Source organism: Carnimonas nigrificans ATCC BAA-78 (assembly GCF_000526695.1).
Taxonomy (GTDB): Bacteria; Pseudomonadota; Gammaproteobacteria; order Pseudomonadales; family Halomonadaceae; genus Carnimonas; species Carnimonas nigrificans.
In genome coordinates, this window is record NZ_JAGO01000014.1 from 195208 (window position 1) to 215294 (window position 20087).

Consider the following 20087-nt stretch of genomic DNA (forward strand, 5'->3'; position numbering starts at 1 on the left):
TCGCTGTCGTATTGGGGTATCATCGCTCAATTGCTAACTGGAGGGCGTCTTCATGAAACTGGTTAACCGTTCGGCACTCAGCGTCACTCCCACCCAAGCGTTCGTCGATTGGATAAATCTGCTTGAAGCTACCGCTGGCGAGGATGATCTCATCCTTGCCGACGTGGAACATGAGAGCACCATCTATCTGATTCCCGAAATGGACAGCGAAGCAGCGCTGCGCTCTTATATTGATGATCGCTATCTCGATATTCTCGAGAATGAACTACAGGCGTGGGAAGGCGATGAGCGGCTATGGCCCGATGAAGTGGATCGGGCTCTCTTCGATCGTTTTCTGCAAATTGAACACAGCTATCTGGCGGTGGATCTTGATGATGAAGAGACGCTCGAAGCCGCTGAGTTCGCCGACGATGATGACATTTGACCCGAATGCGTTCAGCACGCCAGACCGCTAGCCCCGGCCAGGGGCTACGCTCTCATCAGGAAGGCGACGACGGGCTACCCCCCGAACGTCGCCTTCCTGCACTTTGGTCGATTCTGTTAAGCACTCTGCTGGTGGTGCTCGACGGTTCAATGATGAGCACTGCGCTACCGCATTTGGGGCAAGCGCTCGGAGTCGCGGCTTCGTCTTCCGTGTGGATCAGCAACGGCTATCAGCTCATTGCAGCATCGCTGATTTTAAGCTGTGCCGCGCTGGCTGACCGCATCGGCCCCAGCCGACTCTATATTGCAGGTTTGGCGCTATTTGTCGTGGCCTCACTGGGCTGTGCTCTGGCGCAGGGCTTTAGTTCGCTGCTGGTGTGGCGCTGTATTCAGGGAGTTGGCGCCGCGGCGGTCATGAGCCTTGGGCCTTCCCTTAACCGGCGCATTTTCCCTTCGCGCTTGCTGGGTAGCGGCATTGGCATCGTCGCGATGGTTGTAGCGGCGGCGCTCGCCATAGGCCCGGCCTTTACCGGCATTGTGCTGGCTATTGCTGACTGGCGCTGGCTGTTTCTGGTGAATATTCCGGTAGGTGGTGCTGCGCTGGTCATGGCGTGGCGTTTCCTGCCCCGTGAGGCACCTGACTCGCGAGGGTTCGATGGTATTGGGGCGCTGCTCTCCATCGTGATGCTGAGCACCAGTGTAGTGGGGCTGGGTCTGGTAGGACACGCCGCATCTGCGACGGTTGCATGGGGGTGGCTGGCGGTAGCGGTGATTGCCGCCGTTGCGTTTATCATTCGACAGCGCTGTTCATCGCGACCTCTCTTGCCGCTTTCAATGTTTGCCGAAAAACGCTTCAGTATGGCGGCGCTGGCATCGCTGTTCAGCTTTATTGCCCAAACCATGGCGCTGTTTGCGCTCCCTTTCCTGTTGCAAAATGGCTATGGCTACTCGCCCTTGGCCTCTGGTCTGCTGTTTACCCCCTGGCCGTTGCTGATTATGGTGGTAGCCCCCCTCACGGGGCGTCTGGCTGACCGAGTATCAGCGCCCAGGCTGGCGGTGATCGGGTCGAGCGTCTTCGCCCTGGCGGTGCTGTCACTGGCACTGATGGCGCTGTTCAATTGCGCTAACGTAGCGGTCATCCTGCTGTGTACCGCGCTGTGTGGCCTGGGATTTGCAGTATTTCAATCGCCCAATAACCGCGAACTGATGGGCTCGGTGCCCCGTCATCTCAGCAGTAGAGCCTCGGGGGTACAAGCGACGGTGCGTACCTTCGCGCAGGCCATCGGTGCGGCGCTGGTAGCGCTCACGCTGTCGGGGGCTGATGTCGTGCAACATAGTGGTGCATTGATCAATAACGCATTCTGGATTGCATGGGTCTTCGCGCTGATTGCCGTGCTGTGTGGCTGTATTCGGCTGATGGCGTTGCGTCAGATGCGGCTATAACGGCAGCATCGAGGGAGAGCGCCTGCGTTGGCAGGTCAAATCAACATCTGTGTGGAGAGCGTCATGAATGTGCAGCAGCACATCGAAAACAAGCTGAAGGTGCTGGCACCTCGCTTGATTGATGTCGAAAATGAAAGCCATCGTCACCATGTCCCGCCCAATTCGGAGACCCATTTCAAGGTAACGGTAGTCTCCAGTGCGTTCGAAGGTTTGCTACCGGTCAAGCGTCACCAGCGGGTCTACAGCGTGCTGGATGAAGAGCTGGCCGGGCCGGTGCACGCCCTTGCATTGCACCTTTACACGCCTGCTGAATGGGAGCGCCGCGGCGGAGATATTCCGGCATCGCCTGATTGTCGAGGCGGCACTCGCTCCTGAGCCACGCTATTTCAAGAGAGTTGTCATGTCACAGCATTCACACGGTTTGCCCACGCATCAGCAGGCGCAATATCTCGACGCCATGGGCATTACGCTGTGGGTGCCGCGCTATCGCCTGCCCAATGCGCTTGTTAGTAGCGAGTGCGAATGGCCCGAACCAGAAAAAGCGCCTGAAACCACGGCGACACAGGGGCTTCACCGGCTGGTAAAGGATGCCGAGGCTGCACAGGCATCTACCCCGCCGACTTCCAGCAGTCAGCCGGAGGCCACCGCTCCTGTTCAGCGGCGTGGGGGAGAGCAGCACTCTGCCCAGATTCGGGCGCTGCTAACACCTGATGCGCAGGCGGACGATAGTGCTTCTACCCCTCCCATCGAAGCGCCGTTATCACCTGAAACACCCCAGCCCGCCGCCGCTGAAGAGGCGCAGCCTGCTGCTTCTCCAACCGAACCATTGGAGCCGCTGCGATTCGCCTTCAACGCATTGATGCTGGGGCAGCGCTGGCTGATTCTCACCACTGCTGGCAGCTTCACACCCCAGATGCTTAAGTTTCTGGATGCGGTGCTCTCTGCGTTAGGCGAGCCTGATCGAGCGGCAACACGTCCTGTCGATTTTCATTGGCCGATGATTGATGGCTTCTCCACCGAAGCGCCGCTTGAAGAGGCGCGTGAGGGCATGCGTGCTTTCGTTGAAGGACGCAAGCATCAAGGAGGAACGCCCGAGTGTGTGTGGCTCTTTGCCCATGAGCAGGATGAACATGCACAGGTGCTCTCGGAGGTGCTGGAAATCCAGGAAGGGCAGAGCCAGCTATTGAAGCTGCCGCTGGTGCGCGCGGCGTCACTTGATGAGGTCATGACCAGTGCCGATGCCAAACGTCAGCTTTGGCGGCAGCTATTGCCACTGCAACAGCAGTTGCTCAGCGTACCTGCGGAGCACCCATGATTCAGTGGCTGGCGTCACTTGAGCCTCATTGCGCGCAGCAGCTCGCGATGATCGCCGATGATCCCTCCTGGAATGAAGGTACGCTGCTTCAATCGGTGCAGAGCGAGCATGTCAATATCGCGGTATGGCAGCCTTCTGCCGCAGAAGGTGCCGCTGGTTTTTGTGCCGTATCCATCGGCCCTTTCGATATGGAGATCGAAATGATTGCGGTTGCTCGGCAATGGCGCCGCTGCGGTATTGCGAAGAAGCTGGTGGCGGCGCTGCAAGCACGACTGCGGGGCGGAGAAGGGGAGCGTCTGCTGCTTGAGGTCAGGGCGTCAAATGCTCCGGCCCTGGCGCTTTATCGTCAGTGCGGCTTTGTGCTCGACGGGCGGCGCCGTGATTACTATCCGCTTGTGGATGGCGGGCGTGAAGATGCGCTCCTGATGTCATGGAGTGCAGAAAGCGACGAGGACAAGCCCTAACGTTAATACGTGAACCATCGAGCCTATGCCCGTTATCAAAACGCCCGGCTGTCTCAGGACAGTCGGGCGTTTGTTTTGGCTGGCTTCAGACCTGGAAGCTGTTCAACGTCTGCTGCGTGTCGGCGCTACGGCGTTAAAAACAGGCTCGGACTGCTCATTTACACCGAGTAAACTCTGCGTCTCGGCCTGGTTTTCCTTGCATAGCGCTAGCTCGTAAGACGTTGAATAGGCTATTAGGAGTGATGCGCAGGATTGTGCGATTGCTCGTTGTTGGACGAAGAACCATTCTGAGCGTCGCTTGAAGATGACTGCTCCAGCTGAGAGAAACGCGACAGAATATCGTTAAGGCGTGATTCACCGTTATCCCGATCGCCTTTCAGCTTCTGGTTCTCGTCGCGCAGTTCTTCCACTTCCATGCGCAACAGTTCAATGGTTTCGAGCGCATGGCTGACTTTCTGTTCGAGCTGGTCGAAGAGTTCGGTGCTCATATCTACTAATCTCCTGGGACTAATCGCGATCAAAATAAACGCGGTATTGTAAGGCTGCTGCCCTCCAACCAGCGCAGCAGAAAAAACTGTAGCGATAGCTGAGAGGGCATCTTATTCATACAGTTGGCAGTGCTCAAGCCAATGCTTCAGAAGGAGGCGTTCGCTGATACAGGAAAGCCATGCTTTCTCCGGCTTGTGTGTAGCGCAGTTGTGACCAGTTATCGGGCACCTGCGCAGGGTGACTGGATTCACACTCAAGATAGATCAGCGCATTGTCTTCCAGCCATCCATTGCGCTCCAGCAAATGTGCTGCTGTGCTGGCCAGACCATGGTGGAAGGGCGGGTCGAGAAATACCAGTCCAAAACGGTTGGATGCCGGTGCCGCCAATAGCGTGAGCGCATCGCCCTTGGTGACGCGCAGCTGATCGGCGACGTTCAACCTGTCAGCATTGTGTTTGAGCAGTGCGGCCACCCTGGGCTGCTGCTCGATAAGCCAGGCTTCGCTTGCGCCGCGTGAAATCGCTTCAAAAGCGAGCGCGCCCGTACCCGCGAACGGATCAAGCACACGTTTGCCGGGCACGTCGAACGATAGCCAGTTAAACAGCGTTTCGCGTACTCTATCGGGAGTAGGGCGCAGCCCAGGGCTATCGACCACTTCCAGTTGACTGCGTTTCAGGCGACCGCCAATCAAGCGCACGCGCCCGGTAGCACCGCGCTGGCGTCGAGGGGGAGAAGAGTGTTTGCTCATGGTGCATGATTGTACCCGTGTAGCGGTCGCAAATGGTAGGATGCTGAAAGATTGAATCCATCATAAAACGGCGGTTGTCAGCCTGGTGCTGTAAAATCAGTGCTACCGCACCGTCATTATCTTTACAGGCATGAAAGCTTTCCATGTTCCGTTTTTTCAAGCGCAAGAAACAGCAGCATAACGACGCTAACGATCAGTCGTCAGCGATTGAACAGAACGCACCCGTTGAGGACGCGCCGGAGGTAGCAGAAGAGCCCGCGTCGGGCGAGGTCACACCTGATACTTCGGGCCAGAAGCCTGACGAGGCCAGTGAAGCGCCCGCGGCCCCCGAGACTATCGAGGAGCAGGTTGAGGAGGAGCTGCACTCTCCTCAAACGGCCCCCGTTGAGCCTGAGCCAGTTGAGGAAGAGCAGGCCGTATCCCGCTCAGATGACCTTCACGTTGCTGACGAGGAGCTCACTGTTGAAGAGCCTGCTGCTGAACAGCATGAGCCTGCTCGCCAGCGTGAAGAAATCAGCTCTCCGTCGCCCATGGAGACATCTTCTGAGCCGAGCCAGCTGCAGGAAGAAGCTCCGCTGCCCGAGACGGCGCGTGAATCGCAGCCTGAAGTGACACCAGAGACGCCGCCAGATGCTGCTGTCGCAAGTGCCAGCGAGCACCGTGCCCCGAGCAGCGTCCCTGCTCCCGAGCCTGCGCCCGCCGTGCCGGAGCCCGTTCAGCAGAGCGACGAGAAAGGCTCTCGTGGTGGCTTCTTCTCGCGTATTCGTAAAGGGCTGAGCAAAACCCGTAGCAATCTGACGGGCGGTCTGGCAACGCTGTTCCTGGGTGAGAAAGAGATCGACGATGAATTGATCGAAGATCTTGAGACGCAGCTTCTGGTGGCGGATATCGGCGTAGAGGCGACCACCGAGATCATTGATCGCCTGACGGAACGTGTTTCACGCAAGGAGCTATCGAGTGCTTCATCGCTCTATAAGGCGTTGCAGGAAGAGCTGACCACCATTCTTGCCCCGGTCGAGCAGCCTCTACAGCTTCCGCCCAAAGGCCAGGGGCCGTTCGTTATTTTGGTGATCGGTGTGAATGGCGTGGGTAAAACCACGACGATTGGCAAGCTCGCCAAACGCTTTCGTAGTGAAGGACGTTCGGTCATGCTGGCAGCCGGCGATACCTTTAGGGCTGCGGCTGTCGAACAGCTTAAGGTGTGGGGCGAACGTAACGACGTGCCGGTAGTGGCTCAGCACACGGGCGCTGATAGTGCTTCTGTTATCTATGATGCACTGTCGGCAGCACGCGCTCGTAATGTCGATGTATTGATTGCCGATACGGCGGGTCGTCTGCACAACAAGGCGCATTTGATGGAAGAGTTGAAGAAGGTGCGCCGTGTCATGGGCAAACTGGACGAAAGTGCGCCACACGAAGTGATGCTGGTTGTCGATGCCGGTACCGGCCAGAATGCCATCAGCCAGGCAGAAACCTTCAGCGACGCTGTGCCCATTACCGGAGTGGTGATGACCAAGCTGGACGGTACTGCCAAGGGCGGCGTTATTTTCGCGATGGCCAAGCAGACGGGAATTCCCATTCGCTATATTGGTGTGGGCGAGTCGCTTGAAGATCTTCGCCCGTTCGAGGCCAAACCCTTTACCGATGCACTGTTCGACGAGCGAGCATAATCAATGGCGATCATTAGCTTTGAGCACGTAGGTAAGCGCTATGGAGGCCGTTTTGAGGCGGTCGCCGATCTCAATTTTTCTATTGAAAGAGGCGAGATGGTGTTTCTTACCGGACACTCCGGTGCCGGTAAAAGCTCCGTGCTCAAGCTATTGACCTGCCTTGAGCGTCCAAGCCGCGGCAAGGTGGTGGTGGGCGGTCGTGACCTTAATACGCTCAGAAATTCGCAGATTCCGTTTTACCGGCGTCAGATCGGCGTGGTGTTTCAGGATCATCAGCTGCTGTTTGATCGCACTGTATTCGATAACGTGGCACTGCCGCTCTTGATTCAGGGTATTCCTCCTCAGGATGCGGCGCGCCGCGTGCGCGCAGCGCTCGACAAGGTAGGGCTGCTCTATCGCGAGAAGGCACTGCCTATTGAGCTCTCCGGTGGTGAACAGCAGCGCGTTGGCATTGCCCGCGCGGTAGTGAACAAGCCCGCCTTGCTGCTGGCCGATGAGCCTACCGGTAACCTCGATCCACAGCTTTCTGCCGATATCATGCGGCTCTTCGAAGATTTCAACCGCATTGGTACTACGGTACTGCTGGCGAGCCACGATCTGGCACTTATTGCCCGTTTACGCCATCGTATTTTGCGCCTGCGTCAAGGACGTCTGATAGCTGACGAGGAGGGGGCATGACACAGTCCGATAAAAACAGCGCTGGCAAGTCAGCAGCGCAGCAAAAATCTGCTTCCCAGCCTACGGTGGCCGGACAAAAGCGCAAGCGTGGCGCCAATACCAGCAAACTTTCCCTGGATGCGCGCTATGAATCCTGGCTACGCCACCATCGTCAGGTCGCGGTAGACAGCGCCGAGCGGCTTATACGCCATCCGGTGGCGTCGATTCTCACCATGCTGGCCATTGCGATTGCGCTGGTATTGCCGGCGATGTTGTGGCTGGGGCTGGGCAGCGTTCGAGCGCTTGATTACGACCTGGACAGCAGCGCCCGAGTCACGGTGTACATGGAAAGTGGTGCTTCTGCCAAACAAGTCTCCGAGCTGGCTGATGAAATACGAAATGAGCAGAGCGTCGGTTCAGTAAAGGTCATTACTGCTGACGAGGGGCTGCATGAGTTCCAGCAGGCGCTGGGCGTCAACGATGCTACCTCGCTGCTTGATGCCAACCCGCTGCCTGCCACCCTGTTGGTAACGCCGAAAGAGCGTGAGCCGGGCGCAGTAGATGCTTTGAGTCGGCAGTTGGGAGAGCTGAACGGCGTCGATGAAGCGCGTGTCGATCTTGAGTGGCTCGAACGCTTGCATGACATCGGCGTGCTGGGCCAGAGGCTAACGCTGGGTCTGGCGGTGCTGTTCGGACTGGGCGTGCTGCTGGTGGTCGGTAATACCATCCGACTGGCGGTCGAAAACCGGCGCAAGGAAATTGAGGTCGTTACCCTGATCGGCGCCACCCACGCCTTCGTGCGACGTCCGTTTTTATATAGCGGTGCCTGGTATGGCCTGGGAGGCGGCGTTCTGGCCGTGGCCCTGCTAACGCTGGGAAGAGGCTGGCTGTCGTCGCCCATCAGCGCGCTGGCACAGAGCTACGGTAGCGACTATGTGATGCCTGCGCTGGGCTTCAGCGGGTCGCTGTTATTGCTGATATGTAGTATACTTCTGGGTCTATTAGGGGCATGGATAGCGGTAGGCAGGCATTTGGCCGATATCCGGGCGCGGTAATTTTTCTGCTTAGGTTTTTATGCTTAAAAGGAACTCTCCGCGCCGTCCAATGTCTTATTAGCAGCAGAGTGCAGGCGTATCTGCCTGCACCTAATCGGTTTACCCGTTTTGCTCCACATCTCAGACAGGAAACGTTCGGAAAGACAATGTAAAAGCATAGTGAATGTCTTTCAGGTACCCGTATTCAGTTATTGTCTATACTCGCCTGCCGTTATTTCCCTGGTTATCGGGACTGCGCACAAGCGCAGCATGCAGGCACTTTCAGGAGACAGCTACAGATGAGCAAGAGTCTTCAAACATCAATGGGTAACAATCTTCAGGCTACTGGCATGCTTTCGCCAGGGCACGATCTTAACGGCTATATTCAGACCGTTAACTCCATTCCCGTTCTTTCGGTAGAAGAAGAGCGCGAGCTGGGCACACGTCTGCGTGAAAACGGCGATATTTCCGCCGCACGTCGGCTGGTCATGTCTCACCTTCGTTTTGTGGTACATATCGCCCGTAGCTACTCCGGCTATGGCCTGCCCCAGGCTGATCTGGTGCAGGAAGGCAACGTAGGGCTGATGAAAGCCGTCAAACGTTTCGATCCTACTCAGGGCGTTCGCCTGGTTTCCTTTGCGGTGCACTGGATCAAGGCAGAAATTCACGAATACGTACTGCGTAACTGGCGTATCGTGAAAGTGGCGACCACCAAGGCTCAGCGCAAACTGTTTTTCAATCTGCGTAGCGCCAAAAAACGTCTCGCCTGGCTTAATAGCAATGAAGTTGATGCCATCGCCAAGGATCTCGACGTTAAGCCGCACGTCGTTCGTGAGATGGAAGGCCGTCTTTCTTCCACTGATGCCGGATTCGATGGCTCTGCCAACGATGACGATGATCAGGCATATCTGGCGCCTGCCAACTATCTGGAAGATATGCGTGCCAACCCTGCGCAGCAGCTCGAAGACGAAGATTACGAGCAGGATACAACCCGTCGCTTGAGCGATGCGATGGCGAAGCTCGATGATCGTGCTCGCGATATCCTGCAACAGCGCTGGTTGAGCGATAGCAAGGCGACCCTGCACGAGCTGGCAGATACCTACGGTGTTTCGGCTGAACGTATTCGCCAGCTTGAGAAAAGCGCGATGAAAAAAGTGCGCGATATGATGGGTGAAGAGTCACTCGCTTTCGCCTCTTAAGCTCCTCGCTGCTTCCTATGAAAACAAAATCCGCCGTCCCTGCTGGGGCGGCGGATTTTTATTGGGATGATTTTATTCGCAGTGAAATTACACCAGAGGGGCGGCCAATACACGCCACTGGTCTTGCCACATGTCAGTGGGCTTGCGCCTGAAATTGCTTCTCACATATTGCCCAATACGTCCTTCGACCATGCCCCCCATCAGGTTGGCGTAGGCGGTAATGGTGCAGGGGAGATGCAGGCTTCTGGCAAGCTCGGCTTCGCGCAACAACTGTTTTAGCTGTGTTTCGATGCGCTCATAAAATTGCGCGATTCTGGGGCGAAGACGTGCCACATCACCGCTGAGCATTTCGCCATTGAGCAAGCGGCACAAGCCGGGATTACGCTCCGCAAACGCCAGAATGAAGGTCAGAATCAGGCGCAGACGCTCATCTATCGACACCTCGTCTTCCCGGGTCACTTCAATCAGCCGGTGAATCTGTGAGAATACCGATTCTTCAATGAAGCCAATCAGTGCCTCAAACATCTTCGCCTTGCTGGGAAAGTGGCGATAGAGTGCCGCCTCCGATACTCCGACCTGCCTGGAGAGTGCGGCTGTTGTAATGCGCCCGCTGCTATCTTTTTCAAGCATCTCCGCCAGTGTTTGCAGAATATGCTCGCGACGGCTCTGCGTAGTGGTTTCCTGCGTCATGATCCGATCATTTTTAGTAAAGACAAAAAGTGTGTTCGCTTTAAGTACTGGCTGCTTAGAGAACTGCCGGGCAGCGTATCAGGTGTTGGCAGGCGCTGCGCCGATCAGCGTACCTGCCCCCGCATTGGTGAATATTTCGAGCAGCGTCGCATGTGGCACCCGACCATCCACAATAACGGCGCTATCGACACCGCCTTCAACGGCTTCCAGCGCACAGCGAATCTTGGGCAGCATGCCGCCGTAAATGGTGCCATCGTCGATCAGGCGGTTGACATCAGCCACGCTCAAGCCCGTCATCACCTTGCCTTCGGCATCGAGCAGGCCAGCGACGTTGGTCAAGAGCATCAACCGTTCTGCCTTGAGCGCTTCCGCAACCTTGCCGGCGACAACATCCGCGTTGATATTGAAGGAGTGGCCCTGTTCATCAATTCCGATAGGCGCAATCACGGGAATGTAGTCTGCACCGGTCAGCATCTCGATAAGGTCGGTCGAAATATGGGTGATGTCGCCTACGTGTCCTAAATCAACAGGAGCGCCCTGCTGATCCGTTATCTTCATTGGCTTGGCGTGAATCTGGGCGTTGTCCTTGCCGGTCAGACCGATCGCCTTGCCGCCCGCCAGGTTGATCTGGTTGACGATGCTTTTGTTGACCTGCCCGCCCAGCACCATTTCGACAACTTCCATGGTGTCACTGTCAGTCACGCGCATGCCTTCGATAAATGTCGATTTCATGCCTAGCTGTTCCAGCACGATGCCAATTTGCGGGCCGCCGCCGTGAACCACCACAGGATTCAGACCAACGGTTTTCATCAGCACGATATCGCGGGCGAAGGAATCGACCAGAATGTCGTCGGTCATGGCGTTGCCGCCATACTTCACCACAATGGTTTTACCTGCGTAGCGCTGGATATAGGGGAGCGCCTCCACCAGAATTTCAACGATGGTAGCCGGATCATGAGAGTGTGCTGCCGGAATAGGGTGCTTCATGCTGTCCTCGACTGAAGGGGGAAGGCGGTGGGTGCGGGCGTGAGCTATTGGCGGCCTGAGCTGCCGAAACCACCGGCACCGCGGCTGCTCTCCTCAAACTCTTCAACCACTTCGAGTTCTGCCTGGATAACAGGAACCAGAACATACTGAGCGATGCGCTCGAAGGGTTCGATAGTGACGGTGTTCTGGCCGCGATTCCACATGGAGACCATCAGCTCGCCCTGGTAATCCGAGTCGATCAGCCCGACCAGATTGCCCAATACGATGCCGTGCTTATGGCCCAGGCCGGAGCGGGGCAGTACAACGCCTGCGTAGGCGGGGTCCTTGATATGCAGTGCCAGCCCGGTACGTACCAGTTCGGTAGCGCCTGGTGTGAGCGTGAGCGGCTCATCCAGCAGTGCACGCAAATCCATGCCCGCGCTGCCTTCGGTAGCATAGTGGGGAAGGGGGTGCTGCTTGACCCGAGGGTCCAGAATCTTGACTTCAATGCGAGGCATTGAGGTGTTCTCCTTGCAAGGTGTTTCAGTTGACGCTTACGCTCGGCGTATCTTGGTGCGCCTGATAATGGGCAAAAATAGCGTCGATGAGCTGATGCGCCAGTTGGGGCTTGGGCTGCATCGGGAATGCACGCTGTTGAAGCTTTTGTTGTGCGTCGTGCCAAATAAGCGTGACGGCATTGCTATCCTGATCGAATGCCAATCCTTCGCCTACCTGATTGGCAACAATCATATCGAGCTTCTTGCGCACTAGCTTGCTGCCGGCGTTCTCCAGCAGAGATTGCGTTTCAGCGGCAAAGCCGACACAGAAGAGCGATGAATATTCTCCCGCGATAGTTGCCACAATATCGGGGTTTTTGATCAGTTCAAGAATGGTTGTATTGTCGCTACCTTTCTTGATCTTGTGTTCGGCAACGTGCTGCGGTCGGAAGTCAGCGACGGCAGCGGAGGAGATGAATATATCAGCGTTGCGGCTTTCGCTGCGAGCGGCGCTGAGCATCTGTTCGGCGCTGGTCACGTTGATTACCTTGACACCGGCAGGTGGCATTAGCTGTACAGGCCCGCTGACAAGCGTGACATGAGCACCCGCTGCATGAGCGGCGGCGGCGAGCGCGTAGCCCATTTTTCCTGAGCTGTAGTTGCTGATATAACGCACAGGATCAAGGGCTTCGCGGGTTGGCCCTGCCGTGATGACCACCTTTGTACCGCTGTGATTATGGTGTGATATCTGCCGGGAAGGGGAGGTGTCGTCCAGCAAGCGCGCAACGATAGCCTCCGGTTCGAGCATCCTGCCACTGCCTATATCACCGCATGCCTGTTCTCCGTCATCGGGGCCAAGCAGCTCCCAGCCAAACGTCGTCAGGCGCTCTATATTGGCGCTGACGATAGGGTTGGCCCACATTTGCTGGTTCATGGCGGGAGCCAGCCGTTTGGGTGCAGGACTAGCGAGGCAAATGGTGGTGAGCAGATCATCGGCGTGACCATGAGCCAGCCGCGCGATGACATTTGCCGTGGCAGGAGCGATCAATATCAGATCAGCCCAGCGCGCCAGCTCGATATGTCCCATGCCAGCTTCAGCATCGGCATCCAGCAACGTATCGTGAACGGTATTACCGGTAAGTGCCTGAAAGGTGAGCGGAGTGATAAAAGCGTGGGCGCCTTGCGTCATCACTACCTTTATATCAGCGCCTGCTTTCTTCAGTAGTCGTGCCAATAGCGCGCTCTTGTAAGCGGCAATTCCGCCGCTTACTCCGAGCACAATGTGTTTGCCCTGCAACGTAGCCAGGGCTGCCTGAGCACTCATGGATATCTCCAGATACAAGTGCCGCCAGAGGCTGGCGGCTACTTATGATCAGTCTTTGTCGAGGTAGTACTTGTTCTCAACGCCCAGCTCGTCGTTGAGTTCATATACCAGCGGCACGCCTGTCGGAATATTCAGCTCCATGATGTCATCGTCGCTGATCGACTCAAGGTATTTGACCAGCGCGCGCAGGCTGTTGCCATGAGCGGCGACCAGAACGGTTTTATCATCACGCAGCTGTGGCGCTATACGGTCGTTCCAGAAGGGAATGACGCGCTCAAGGGTGACCTTCAGGTTTTCGCCAGCAGGCAACACACGCGGGTCGAGATACTTGTAGCGAGGATCGTTGGCGGGGTGGTATTTGTCGCTTGTATCGAGCAGCGGAGGAAGTACATCGTAGCTGCGGCGCCAGATGTGAACCTGCTCGTCGCCGTATTTCTCGGCGGTTTCCTTCTTGTTCAGACCGGACAGTGCACCGTAGTGGCGTTCGTTCAGACGCCATGACTTGTGCTCTTCAAGCCACAGTTGATCCATCTCTTCCAGCGCATAGTGAAGCGTCTTGATAGCGCGTTTCAGCACAGAGGTATAGGCGATATCGAATTCGACACCGGCTTTTTTGAGGCGTTGGCCTGCCAGTTTTGCTTCCTTTACGCCCTGCTCAGAGAGGTCAACGTCGACCCAGCCAGTAAACAGATTTTCCTTGTTCCATTCACTCTCGCCGTGACGAACCAGTACCAGCTTGGCCATTATGTGCTCCTTTCTTGGATGAACAGTGTATTGGGTAACGCAATACGTGTGTGATAACAGCACGGGCTGTTGAACTTGCAACGCCCTGAGTATATCAGCCCTGCCAATGGCTGGGGCTCTATACCTTCAGCTGTCGCCACACTTTCTACTTGTTGCTAAAAAAAGTGAAGATGCAGTCGATAAAGAGTCGGTCATTTGCAAGAGGCTGCACGATGAGTATCAAGCACTGGCCCACTAATGAACGGCCACGAGAAAAAGCGGTTAAACATGGCGTGCATGCGCTCTCCGACGCTGAGTTGCTGGCCATTTTCCTGCGGGTAGGCATTAGTGGCATGTCAGCGGTCGATCTGGCGCGTCAGCAGCTCCTTGAATTCGATGGCCTGAGAAGGCTTTTGTGTGCCAATCAGGTCGAGTTCTGTCGCGCCAAGGGGCTGGGCGTAGCGGCCTACGTTACCCTGCAAGCGGCTCTTGAGCTGGGAAGGCGCCACTACCATTCAGAGCTTGCCGCTGGCGAGGCATTTGAGTCGCCAAAAACCGTGCGGCGTTTTCTGGTAGCGCAATTGCGTGATTTCGATCATGAAGTCTTTTCTGCGCTCTTTCTGGATTCCCAGCACCGCATGCTGGAGTTCGAGCACCTGTTCCACGGCACCTTGAATGCGGCAGCAGTCTATCCGCGCGAAATAATCAAGAAGGCGTTGGCTCGCGGTGCCGCTGCCGTTATCTTTGCCCACAACCATCCGTCAGGGTCAGCCACGCCGAGCGAGGCAGATATCCGCCTGACTCGTCGGCTGGTCGATGGCCTTGGTCTGGTCGATATCAAGGTGCTCGATCATTTTGTCGTAGGGGATGGCGAAGTGGTCTCGTTCGCCGAGAGAGGGCTTTTGTAAGAAGGCTCAGGGTTGTGAACCTTTTTACTTTCTGGTATAAAATGCCGCCTTTGATATCTGAGCTTCGATTCGCCGTGTTTACTGCACGTCAGTCAATGCGTGCTTGAATTGTCCGGGCTTGTATGGATATCGGGAACACAGGTTTTTGAATTTTTTCGCTATGTGCAGCAGTCGTTGATATCGCTTGCTTGCATGTGATTTGTCGTCAAGACATTGAACACTGGGCTGCCTGGCGAAGAAATTTGGTAGACGATTTTCTGGTTGGACCCGTCACCCACGAGTTCGATCGGCCAGACTAACGATTGGAGGCACGCATGTCCCAGGTATGTCAGGTCACCGGCAAGCGTCCGGTGACGGGTAACAATGTATCTCACTCCCAGCGTAAAACGCGTCGTCGGTTCGTTCCGAACCTGCACACGCATCGCTTCTGGGTTGAGAGCGAAAAACGTTTCGTCAAGCTGCGCGTATCCACCAAAGGTATGCGTATCATTGACAAAAAAGGTATTGAACAGGTTCTGGGCGAGCTGCGTGCTCGTGGTGAGCGCGTCTAAGCATTTTTTATCTCAATTGGGCAGCGATTCATCGGTATTTCTGGAGCATCATTAAAGTGAACTTCCAGAGCGAACGCCAGTTCGGTGCTCAATACGTGATACATGCCTTAGCGCTCCCCATTGCACCATGTGCGTGGGTATCAGATATCCTGGGCCGGGCTGATTGCCCGACTAATTCGCTCTAACGAGCCGGAGAGTTTTATCATGCGTGACAAGATCAAACTGGTTTCTTCTGCAGGTACCGGTCACTTCTACACCACCAACAAAAACAAGCGTAATACGCCTGACAAGTTGGAATTCAAAAAATACGATCCCGTTGTGCGCAAGCACGTGGTTTATCGCGAAGCGAAAATCAAGTAATCGTATTTATCGCACGCCTTTCACGGTGTGCGAGTGGTTGCTGCCGGGGTTTCCCGAGCGACTGAACCCGGCCTAGTGCCGGGTTCAGTGCGTTTTAGTGCAGTTAATTGTGCATGGTGTATGAGTTGGTCAATGGTTGGTCAATGGAAGGGGATGTGAATGCCTGAGCTACCCGAGGTTGAAACCACGCTGCGTGGTATAGCTCCCTTCGTCGAGCATGCCCGCATTGACGGCATGAATATTCGTGAGCGCCGGTTTCGCTCTACTGTGCCCCTGTCGCTTGAAGATAGCGTGGTTGGAAAGGTGGTGGGCACAATGTCGCGCCGCGCCAAATACCTGCTGATGCCGGTAGGGGAGGGGCATCTGCTCTGGCATCTTGGCATGTCAGGGTCGCTGCGGCTGGTAAAGCCTGGTACTCCCTTGAAAAAACATGATCACATCGAACTCAGTATGAGTTCGGGGTGGTGTCTTCGTTACCATGATCCACGGCGATTCGGTTTCGTCGATTTCATTTCTGGTATTCCAGAACAGGATAAACGGTTAGCGCGACTGGGGCCTGAACCCTTGTCTGAGGCGTTTAACGGTGAGCACCTGTACCTTGCAGCGAGAAACAGGAAGATCGCTGTAAAAGCCTTTATCATGGACAATGCACATGTGGTCGGGATCGGCAATATTTATGCGACCGAGGCTCTTTTTGCTGCCGGTATTGACCCACGACGTGCTGCCGGGCAGGTGTCACGCGAGCGCTATGAGCGCCTGGCGGAAGCCATCAAAAGCGTGCTGGCGGCGGCCATTGAGCAGGGCGGTACCACGCTGCGGGGTTTTGTGAGCGGGCAGGGCGAGCCAGGCTATTTTGCCCAACGCTTGAATGTCTATGGGCGAGCGGGCGCTGAATGTCTCTGTTGCCACACGGAGCTTTGTCACGTCGTGATAGGTCAGCGCGCCACGGTATACTGTCCCAAGTGCCAGCACTAATGCTGGCTTCTCTGTCTATTTCAGGATGTATGTAGTGACTCAACATTTGCGCTTGAAGAAAAACGCGGAACGTCGTCTCAAGGCTGGCCATCTATGGATATTCTCCAACGAAATTGATAACGCTGCCACGCCGTTGAAGCAGGTCGAGCCGGGGCAACAGGTGATTATCGAGGAGTCCAATGGCCGGGCCATAGCGGTCGCGTATGCCAATCCGCACTCCCTTATCTGCGCACGCATCGTGTCACGCAACACGTCGATGCGGCTCGATAGATCGCTGCTGGTACATCGCCTTAACCAGGCTTTAAGTCTGCGTCAGCAGCTTTTTTCAACGCCTTTTTACCGGCTGGTACATAGCGAAGGCGATCTGCTTCCCGGTCTGATTATCGACCGTTTTGATGATGTCGTGGTGGTGCAGCTCAATACCCTGGGAATGGATCTTCTGCGCGATGAAGTCATTGATGCGCTGGAAAAGGTGCTTAATCCTCGCGTTATCGTGCTGCGCAACGATACCAGCGGTCGTCGTATCGAGAACCTCGAACAGCATATTGATGTGGTTAAAGGCGAGTTCGATGGTGTTATTGATGTGGAAGAGAACGGTGTGAAGTTCCGTGCTTCTGCACTTGAGGGCCAGAAAACCGGCTGGTTTTACGATCATCGTCCCAACCGTGCTTGGCTCAACCAGTTGGTGGAAGGCAAGCGCGTACTGGATGTCTTCAGCTATATTGGTGGCTGGGGAATTCAAGCGGCTGCCAAGGGCGCCGAGAGCGTGACCTGCGTCGATAGCTCTGCTGTGGCGCTGGATCGCGTCGCCGAGAATGCGTCACTCAATGGTGTTGAAGATCGCGTCACCATGATGGAGGGCGATGCGTTTGAAGCCTTGTCTGCCCTGCGCTCCGAGGGCGAACAGTTTGATATCGTGATCGTTGATCCTCCGGCCTTTATCCGCAAGCGCAAGGATATCGCCAGCGGCGAACGGGCCTACGCGCGTCTTAATCGTGAGGCCATCAGGCTCATCAAGAAAGATGGTTTGCTGATGTCCGGGTCATGCTCAATGCATTTGGACCCCACGCACCTCACCGATATTGTCAGAGGCGCTGCACGTCACCAGGATCGTAACGCCCAGATCATTTATGAAGGGCGTCAGGGGGCCGATCATCCGGTGCACCCCGCCATACCTGAGACTGCTTACTTGAAGGCGCTTGGCGTGCGTATCTTCCGCGACTAACGTGTCTTGATGAGTGCTGGTACACCGCAGGTCATGCCTTCGGCCGCGAGTGATAGCTTTATCACTATTGGCGCCAAGCGGTGTCCGCATTGAAAACCTTCTGCAAGAGCTAACAGAGTTCCATGACTAAAACGCGCGTTCTTACCGGTATTACTACTTCTGGCACTCCTCATCTGGGCAACTATGTGGGAGCCATCCGTCCGGCAATTGAAGCGAGCCGAGACGATACCGTACAGCCCTATTTTTTCCTTGCGGATCTGCATGCGCTGATCAAGGCGCAGGACCCCAAGCGCGTACAGCAGTCGCGCCTTGAAATTGCAGCTACCTGGCTGGCATTGGGACTGGATACTGACAATGCGCTTTTCTATCGTCAGTCAGATGTTCCTGAGGTGAACGAGCTGTGCTGGATGCTGAATTGTGTCTGTGCCAAAGGATTGATGAATCGCGCGCACGCCTATAAGGCAGCGGTTGCTGCTAACGAGGAAGGGGGCGTTCCTGACCCTGATCGCGGCATTTCGATGGGACTGTTCAGTTACCCGGTGCTGATGGCGGCCGATATTCTGCTCTTCAATGCGAACCGCGTGCCCGTTGGCCGCGATCAGATCCAGCACATCGAGATGGCGCGTGATATCGCTGGGCGCTTCAACCATATCTACAAGGGCAATTACTTCACTCTTCCTGAAGCTCAGGTGGATGAACGGGTTCAGGTGCTCAATGGGCTGGATGGTCGAAAAATGTCCAAGAGCTATGACAACACCATCCCGATGTTTTGTACCGAGAAGAAGCTGCTCAAGCTGGTGCGCAAGATCAAGACCAACTCTCTTGAACCTGGCGAGCCAAAAGATGCCGACAGTTGCACGCTGTTTCAGATATACAGCGCCTTTGTCGATCAGGCCGGCGCTGACGATATGCGCAAGCGCTATGAGGAAGGCATCGGCTGGGGTGAGGTCAAGGATATTGTTTTCGAGCGTCTTAATGCGCATTTAAAAGAACCGCGGGAGCGCTATCAGGCACTGCTGGAAGATCCGGCACATATTGAGTCCATACTTGATAAAGGTGCTGAGCGTGCTCGCGCCGAGGCCGCGCCTTTCGTTGAGCGGTTGCGCTCGGTAGTGGGGCTGGGACGATTTGTATGATGGCCGTTCTAGCGCACATCACTTATCTCAAAGGGAGTGCCCATGACTAAGGACACCCAATCCTCAATGCACAATGAGTCGCCACCCGGTGAGCAGCCTTCCTCCCAGAAAGGGAATAAGCGCAATTGGCCCACCGACCCCTTCAAGGATTTCTTCGAGGATAGTGAAGTCGTCGAGGAGGTGACCCATAACGGTGAAACCGAGAGGCGCAGGGGAATCTATTTGCTGCCGAATCTGTTTACCACCGGGGCGCTCTTTGCGGGCTTTTTTGCGGTGGTTTCCGCGGTCAAGGGTGATTTTTCGACGGCTGCCATCGCGATATTTGTCTCCATGGTGCTTGATGGCTGTGATGGGCGTGTAGCGCGAATGACCAATACGCAAAGTGCATTTGGCGCAGAATATGACAGCCTGGCCGATATGCTGTCGTTTGCGGTAGCGCCTGCGGTACTGGCTTTTAGCTGGTCACTGCACTCGCTGGGCAAGTTTGGCTGGATTTGCGCGTTCGTTTTCGTGGCGGGGGGCGCGCTTAGACTTGCTCGCTTCAATGTGCAACTGGCGCAAACTGATAAAAAATGGTTCGTCGGGCTTCCCAGTCCATCGGCAGCGGCTATCGTGGCGAGCTGTGTCTGGTCGTTCCACAATTTTGAAGTGCACTCGCAAATGCTCGATTTTCTGATCGGCATTCTGGTGGCGCTAGGCGGTATTCTGATGGTCAGTAATATTCGCTACTACAGCTTTAAAGAGGTCGGTTTCAGAGGGCGAGTGCCATTCGTCGCGCTTTTGGTCGTCGTGCTGGCCTTCGTCGTGATCTCTATTCAGCCCTCTGTGGTGCTGCTGATTCTCTTTGGCGGCTATGCGCTATCAGGCATGATAGTGGCTCTGATTCGCGGCACACGCCTGCGTGCAAAGCAGCGTAAACGCAGGGAAAGAAATTAATTTGTAAAAAGCCCTTGCCAAGAAGCGGTATGGTGCGTAAAGTACGCCTCCATCGCTGGGGCAGGGCCTCAACGAGGAAGTCAGCAAGGTTTTCAAGTTGTTGATTTCCGGAAGAAAATCGCTGAGTTGTTGAATTAACGGAAACGTTAACGAAAACAAAAAAGCAGTTGACTTCCACTCAGGATTGCGTAGAATACGCATCCACTTGAACGGAGCAGTTCACCGCTTCTTTCAACGCTCTTTAAAAAATCGATCAGACAATTTGTGTGGGCGCTCGTTTCGATTCGGACGGCAACGTCACTCACCACTGCTCTTACGAGCAACGCCTTTTATTCTGTATCAGGCGGGTGAGATT

Annotated in this window: 23 protein-coding genes; 16 read left to right on the forward strand and 7 right to left on the reverse strand. The window is 55.6% G+C overall.

Annotation, left to right across the window (positions count from 1 at the left end; all coding sequences use genetic code 11):
• The first annotated feature begins 52 nt into the window (after window positions 1–52).
• From L881_RS0109795 to L881_RS0109815, 5 genes are all read left to right on the forward strand, one after another.
• Window positions 53–424, forward strand: coding sequence for a hypothetical protein (locus L881_RS0109795; protein ID WP_025733519.1), 372 nt, complete (start codon window positions 53–55; stop codon window positions 422–424).
• Between the two features lie 5 nt (window positions 425–429).
• Complete coding sequence (locus L881_RS0109800) at window positions 430–1866, forward strand: MFS transporter (RefSeq protein WP_025733520.1); 1437 nt, start codon at window positions 430–432, stop codon at window positions 1864–1866.
• Between the two features lie 63 nt (window positions 1867–1929).
• Window positions 1930–2241, forward strand: a complete 312-nt coding sequence (locus tag L881_RS0109805) for a BolA family protein (RefSeq protein ID WP_025733521.1) — start codon at window positions 1930–1932, stop codon at window positions 2239–2241.
• 25 nt (window positions 2242–2266) lie between these two features.
• Window positions 2267–3181: a hypothetical protein gene (locus L881_RS0109810; protein WP_025733522.1), complete on the forward strand. Its 915-nt coding sequence runs from the start codon at window positions 2267–2269 to the stop codon at window positions 3179–3181.
• Entirely contained in the window at window positions 3178–3645 is a 468-nt protein-coding gene (locus L881_RS0109815) for a GNAT family N-acetyltransferase (protein WP_025733523.1), read from the forward strand. Before L881_RS0109810 ends, L881_RS0109815 begins: the two co-directional genes overlap by 4 nt.
• 233 nt (window positions 3646–3878) lie before the next feature.
• On the opposite strand, the gene L881_RS13170 is transcribed toward L881_RS0109815, so the two are convergent.
• Together L881_RS13170 and rsmD are read right to left on the reverse strand one after the other, a co-directional pair.
• Entirely contained in the window at window positions 3879–4133 is a 255-nt protein-coding gene (locus tag L881_RS13170; protein ID WP_025733524.1) for a cell division protein ZapB, read from the reverse strand.
• A gap of 133 nt (window positions 4134–4266) precedes the next feature.
• Window positions 4267–4881: a 16S rRNA (guanine(966)-N(2))-methyltransferase RsmD gene (gene rsmD / locus L881_RS0109825; protein WP_025733525.1), complete on the reverse strand. Its 615-nt coding sequence runs from the start codon at window positions 4879–4881 to the stop codon at window positions 4267–4269.
• A 143-nt stretch (window positions 4882–5024) separates the two neighbouring features.
• Here rsmD and ftsY point away from each other — a divergent pair, with 143 nt between their 5' ends.
• The 4 genes from ftsY (at window position 5025) to rpoH (ending at window position 9441) form a co-directional block, all read left to right on the forward strand.
• On the forward strand, window positions 5025–6551 hold the full coding sequence (gene ftsY, locus L881_RS0109830; protein ID WP_025733526.1) for a signal recognition particle-docking protein FtsY: 1527 nt from the start codon (window positions 5025–5027) through the stop codon (window positions 6549–6551).
• A gap of 9 nt (window positions 6552–6560) precedes the next feature.
• The gene (ftsE, locus tag L881_RS0109835) at window positions 6561–7229 is read left to right on the forward strand and encodes a cell division ATP-binding protein FtsE (protein WP_025733527.1); all 669 of its coding nucleotides are present in this window, start codon (window positions 6561–6563) and stop codon (window positions 7227–7229) included.
• Window positions 7226–8263, forward strand: a complete 1038-nt coding sequence (gene ftsX, locus L881_RS0109840) for a permease-like cell division protein FtsX (RefSeq protein ID WP_025733528.1) — start codon at window positions 7226–7228, stop codon at window positions 8261–8263. Before ftsE ends, ftsX begins: the two co-directional genes overlap by 4 nt.
• A 302-nt stretch (window positions 8264–8565) precedes the next feature.
• The gene (gene rpoH, locus L881_RS0109845; RefSeq protein ID WP_025733529.1) at window positions 8566–9441 is read left to right on the forward strand and encodes an RNA polymerase sigma factor RpoH; all 876 of its coding nucleotides are present in this window, start codon (window positions 8566–8568) and stop codon (window positions 9439–9441) included.
• 87 nt (window positions 9442–9528) lie between these two features.
• Here the strand turns inward: rpoH and slmA are convergent, their stop codons facing one another.
• The 5 genes from slmA to gpmA form a co-directional block, all read right to left on the reverse strand.
• Window positions 9529–10131 (reverse strand): nucleoid occlusion factor SlmA, encoded by a 603-nt coding sequence (gene slmA, locus L881_RS0109850; protein WP_025733530.1) that lies wholly within the window; start codon window positions 10129–10131, stop codon window positions 9529–9531.
• Between the two features lie 78 nt (window positions 10132–10209).
• Window positions 10210–11118, reverse strand: coding sequence for an acetylglutamate kinase (gene argB / locus L881_RS0109855; RefSeq protein WP_025733531.1), 909 nt, complete (start codon window positions 11116–11118; stop codon window positions 10210–10212).
• A 44-nt stretch (window positions 11119–11162) separates the two neighbouring features.
• Entirely contained in the window at window positions 11163–11615 is a 453-nt protein-coding gene (gene dut / locus L881_RS0109860; RefSeq protein WP_025733532.1) for a dUTP diphosphatase, read from the reverse strand.
• Between the two features lie 25 nt (window positions 11616–11640).
• Window positions 11641–12918: a bifunctional phosphopantothenoylcysteine decarboxylase/phosphopantothenate--cysteine ligase CoaBC gene (gene coaBC / locus L881_RS0109865; protein ID WP_051464861.1), complete on the reverse strand. Its 1278-nt coding sequence runs from the start codon at window positions 12916–12918 to the stop codon at window positions 11641–11643.
• A 48-nt stretch (window positions 12919–12966) separates the two neighbouring features.
• Window positions 12967–13662 carry a 2,3-diphosphoglycerate-dependent phosphoglycerate mutase gene (gpmA, locus tag L881_RS0109870; RefSeq protein ID WP_025733534.1) on the reverse strand — a complete coding sequence of 232 codons (696 nt, stop codon included), beginning with the start codon at window positions 13660–13662 and terminating at the stop codon, window positions 12967–12969.
• A 212-nt stretch (window positions 13663–13874) separates the two neighbouring features.
• Between gpmA and radC the strand changes: the two genes are divergently transcribed.
• The 7 genes from radC to pssA all read left to right on the forward strand — a co-directional run bounded on the left by radC (window position 13875) and on the right by pssA (window position 19732).
• Window positions 13875–14549 (forward strand): RadC family protein, encoded by a 675-nt coding sequence (gene radC, locus L881_RS0109875; protein WP_025733535.1) that lies wholly within the window; start codon window positions 13875–13877, stop codon window positions 14547–14549.
• Window positions 14550–14863: 314 nt separating this feature from the next.
• On the forward strand, window positions 14864–15100 hold the full coding sequence (gene rpmB / locus L881_RS0109880; RefSeq protein WP_025733536.1) for a 50S ribosomal protein L28: 237 nt from the start codon (window positions 14864–14866) through the stop codon (window positions 15098–15100).
• 204 nt (window positions 15101–15304) lie between these two features.
• Entirely contained in the window at window positions 15305–15460 is a 156-nt protein-coding gene (gene rpmG / locus L881_RS0109885; RefSeq protein WP_025733537.1) for a 50S ribosomal protein L33, read from the forward strand.
• A 159-nt stretch (window positions 15461–15619) separates the two neighbouring features.
• Window positions 15620–16435 (forward strand): bifunctional DNA-formamidopyrimidine glycosylase/DNA-(apurinic or apyrimidinic site) lyase, encoded by an 816-nt coding sequence (mutM, locus tag L881_RS0109890; protein WP_025733538.1) that lies wholly within the window; start codon window positions 15620–15622, stop codon window positions 16433–16435.
• 34 nt (window positions 16436–16469) lie between these two features.
• Window positions 16470–17660, forward strand: a complete 1191-nt coding sequence (locus L881_RS0109895) for a class I SAM-dependent rRNA methyltransferase (protein ID WP_025733539.1) — start codon at window positions 16470–16472, stop codon at window positions 17658–17660.
• Window positions 17661–17782: 122 nt separating this feature from the next.
• Entirely contained in the window at window positions 17783–18796 is a 1014-nt protein-coding gene (trpS, locus tag L881_RS0109900) for a tryptophan--tRNA ligase (RefSeq protein WP_025733540.1), read from the forward strand.
• Between the two features lie 42 nt (window positions 18797–18838).
• Window positions 18839–19732: a CDP-diacylglycerol--serine O-phosphatidyltransferase gene (gene pssA, locus L881_RS0109905; RefSeq protein WP_025733541.1), complete on the forward strand. Its 894-nt coding sequence runs from the start codon at window positions 18839–18841 to the stop codon at window positions 19730–19732.
• Window positions 19733–20087 lie beyond the last annotated feature (355 nt).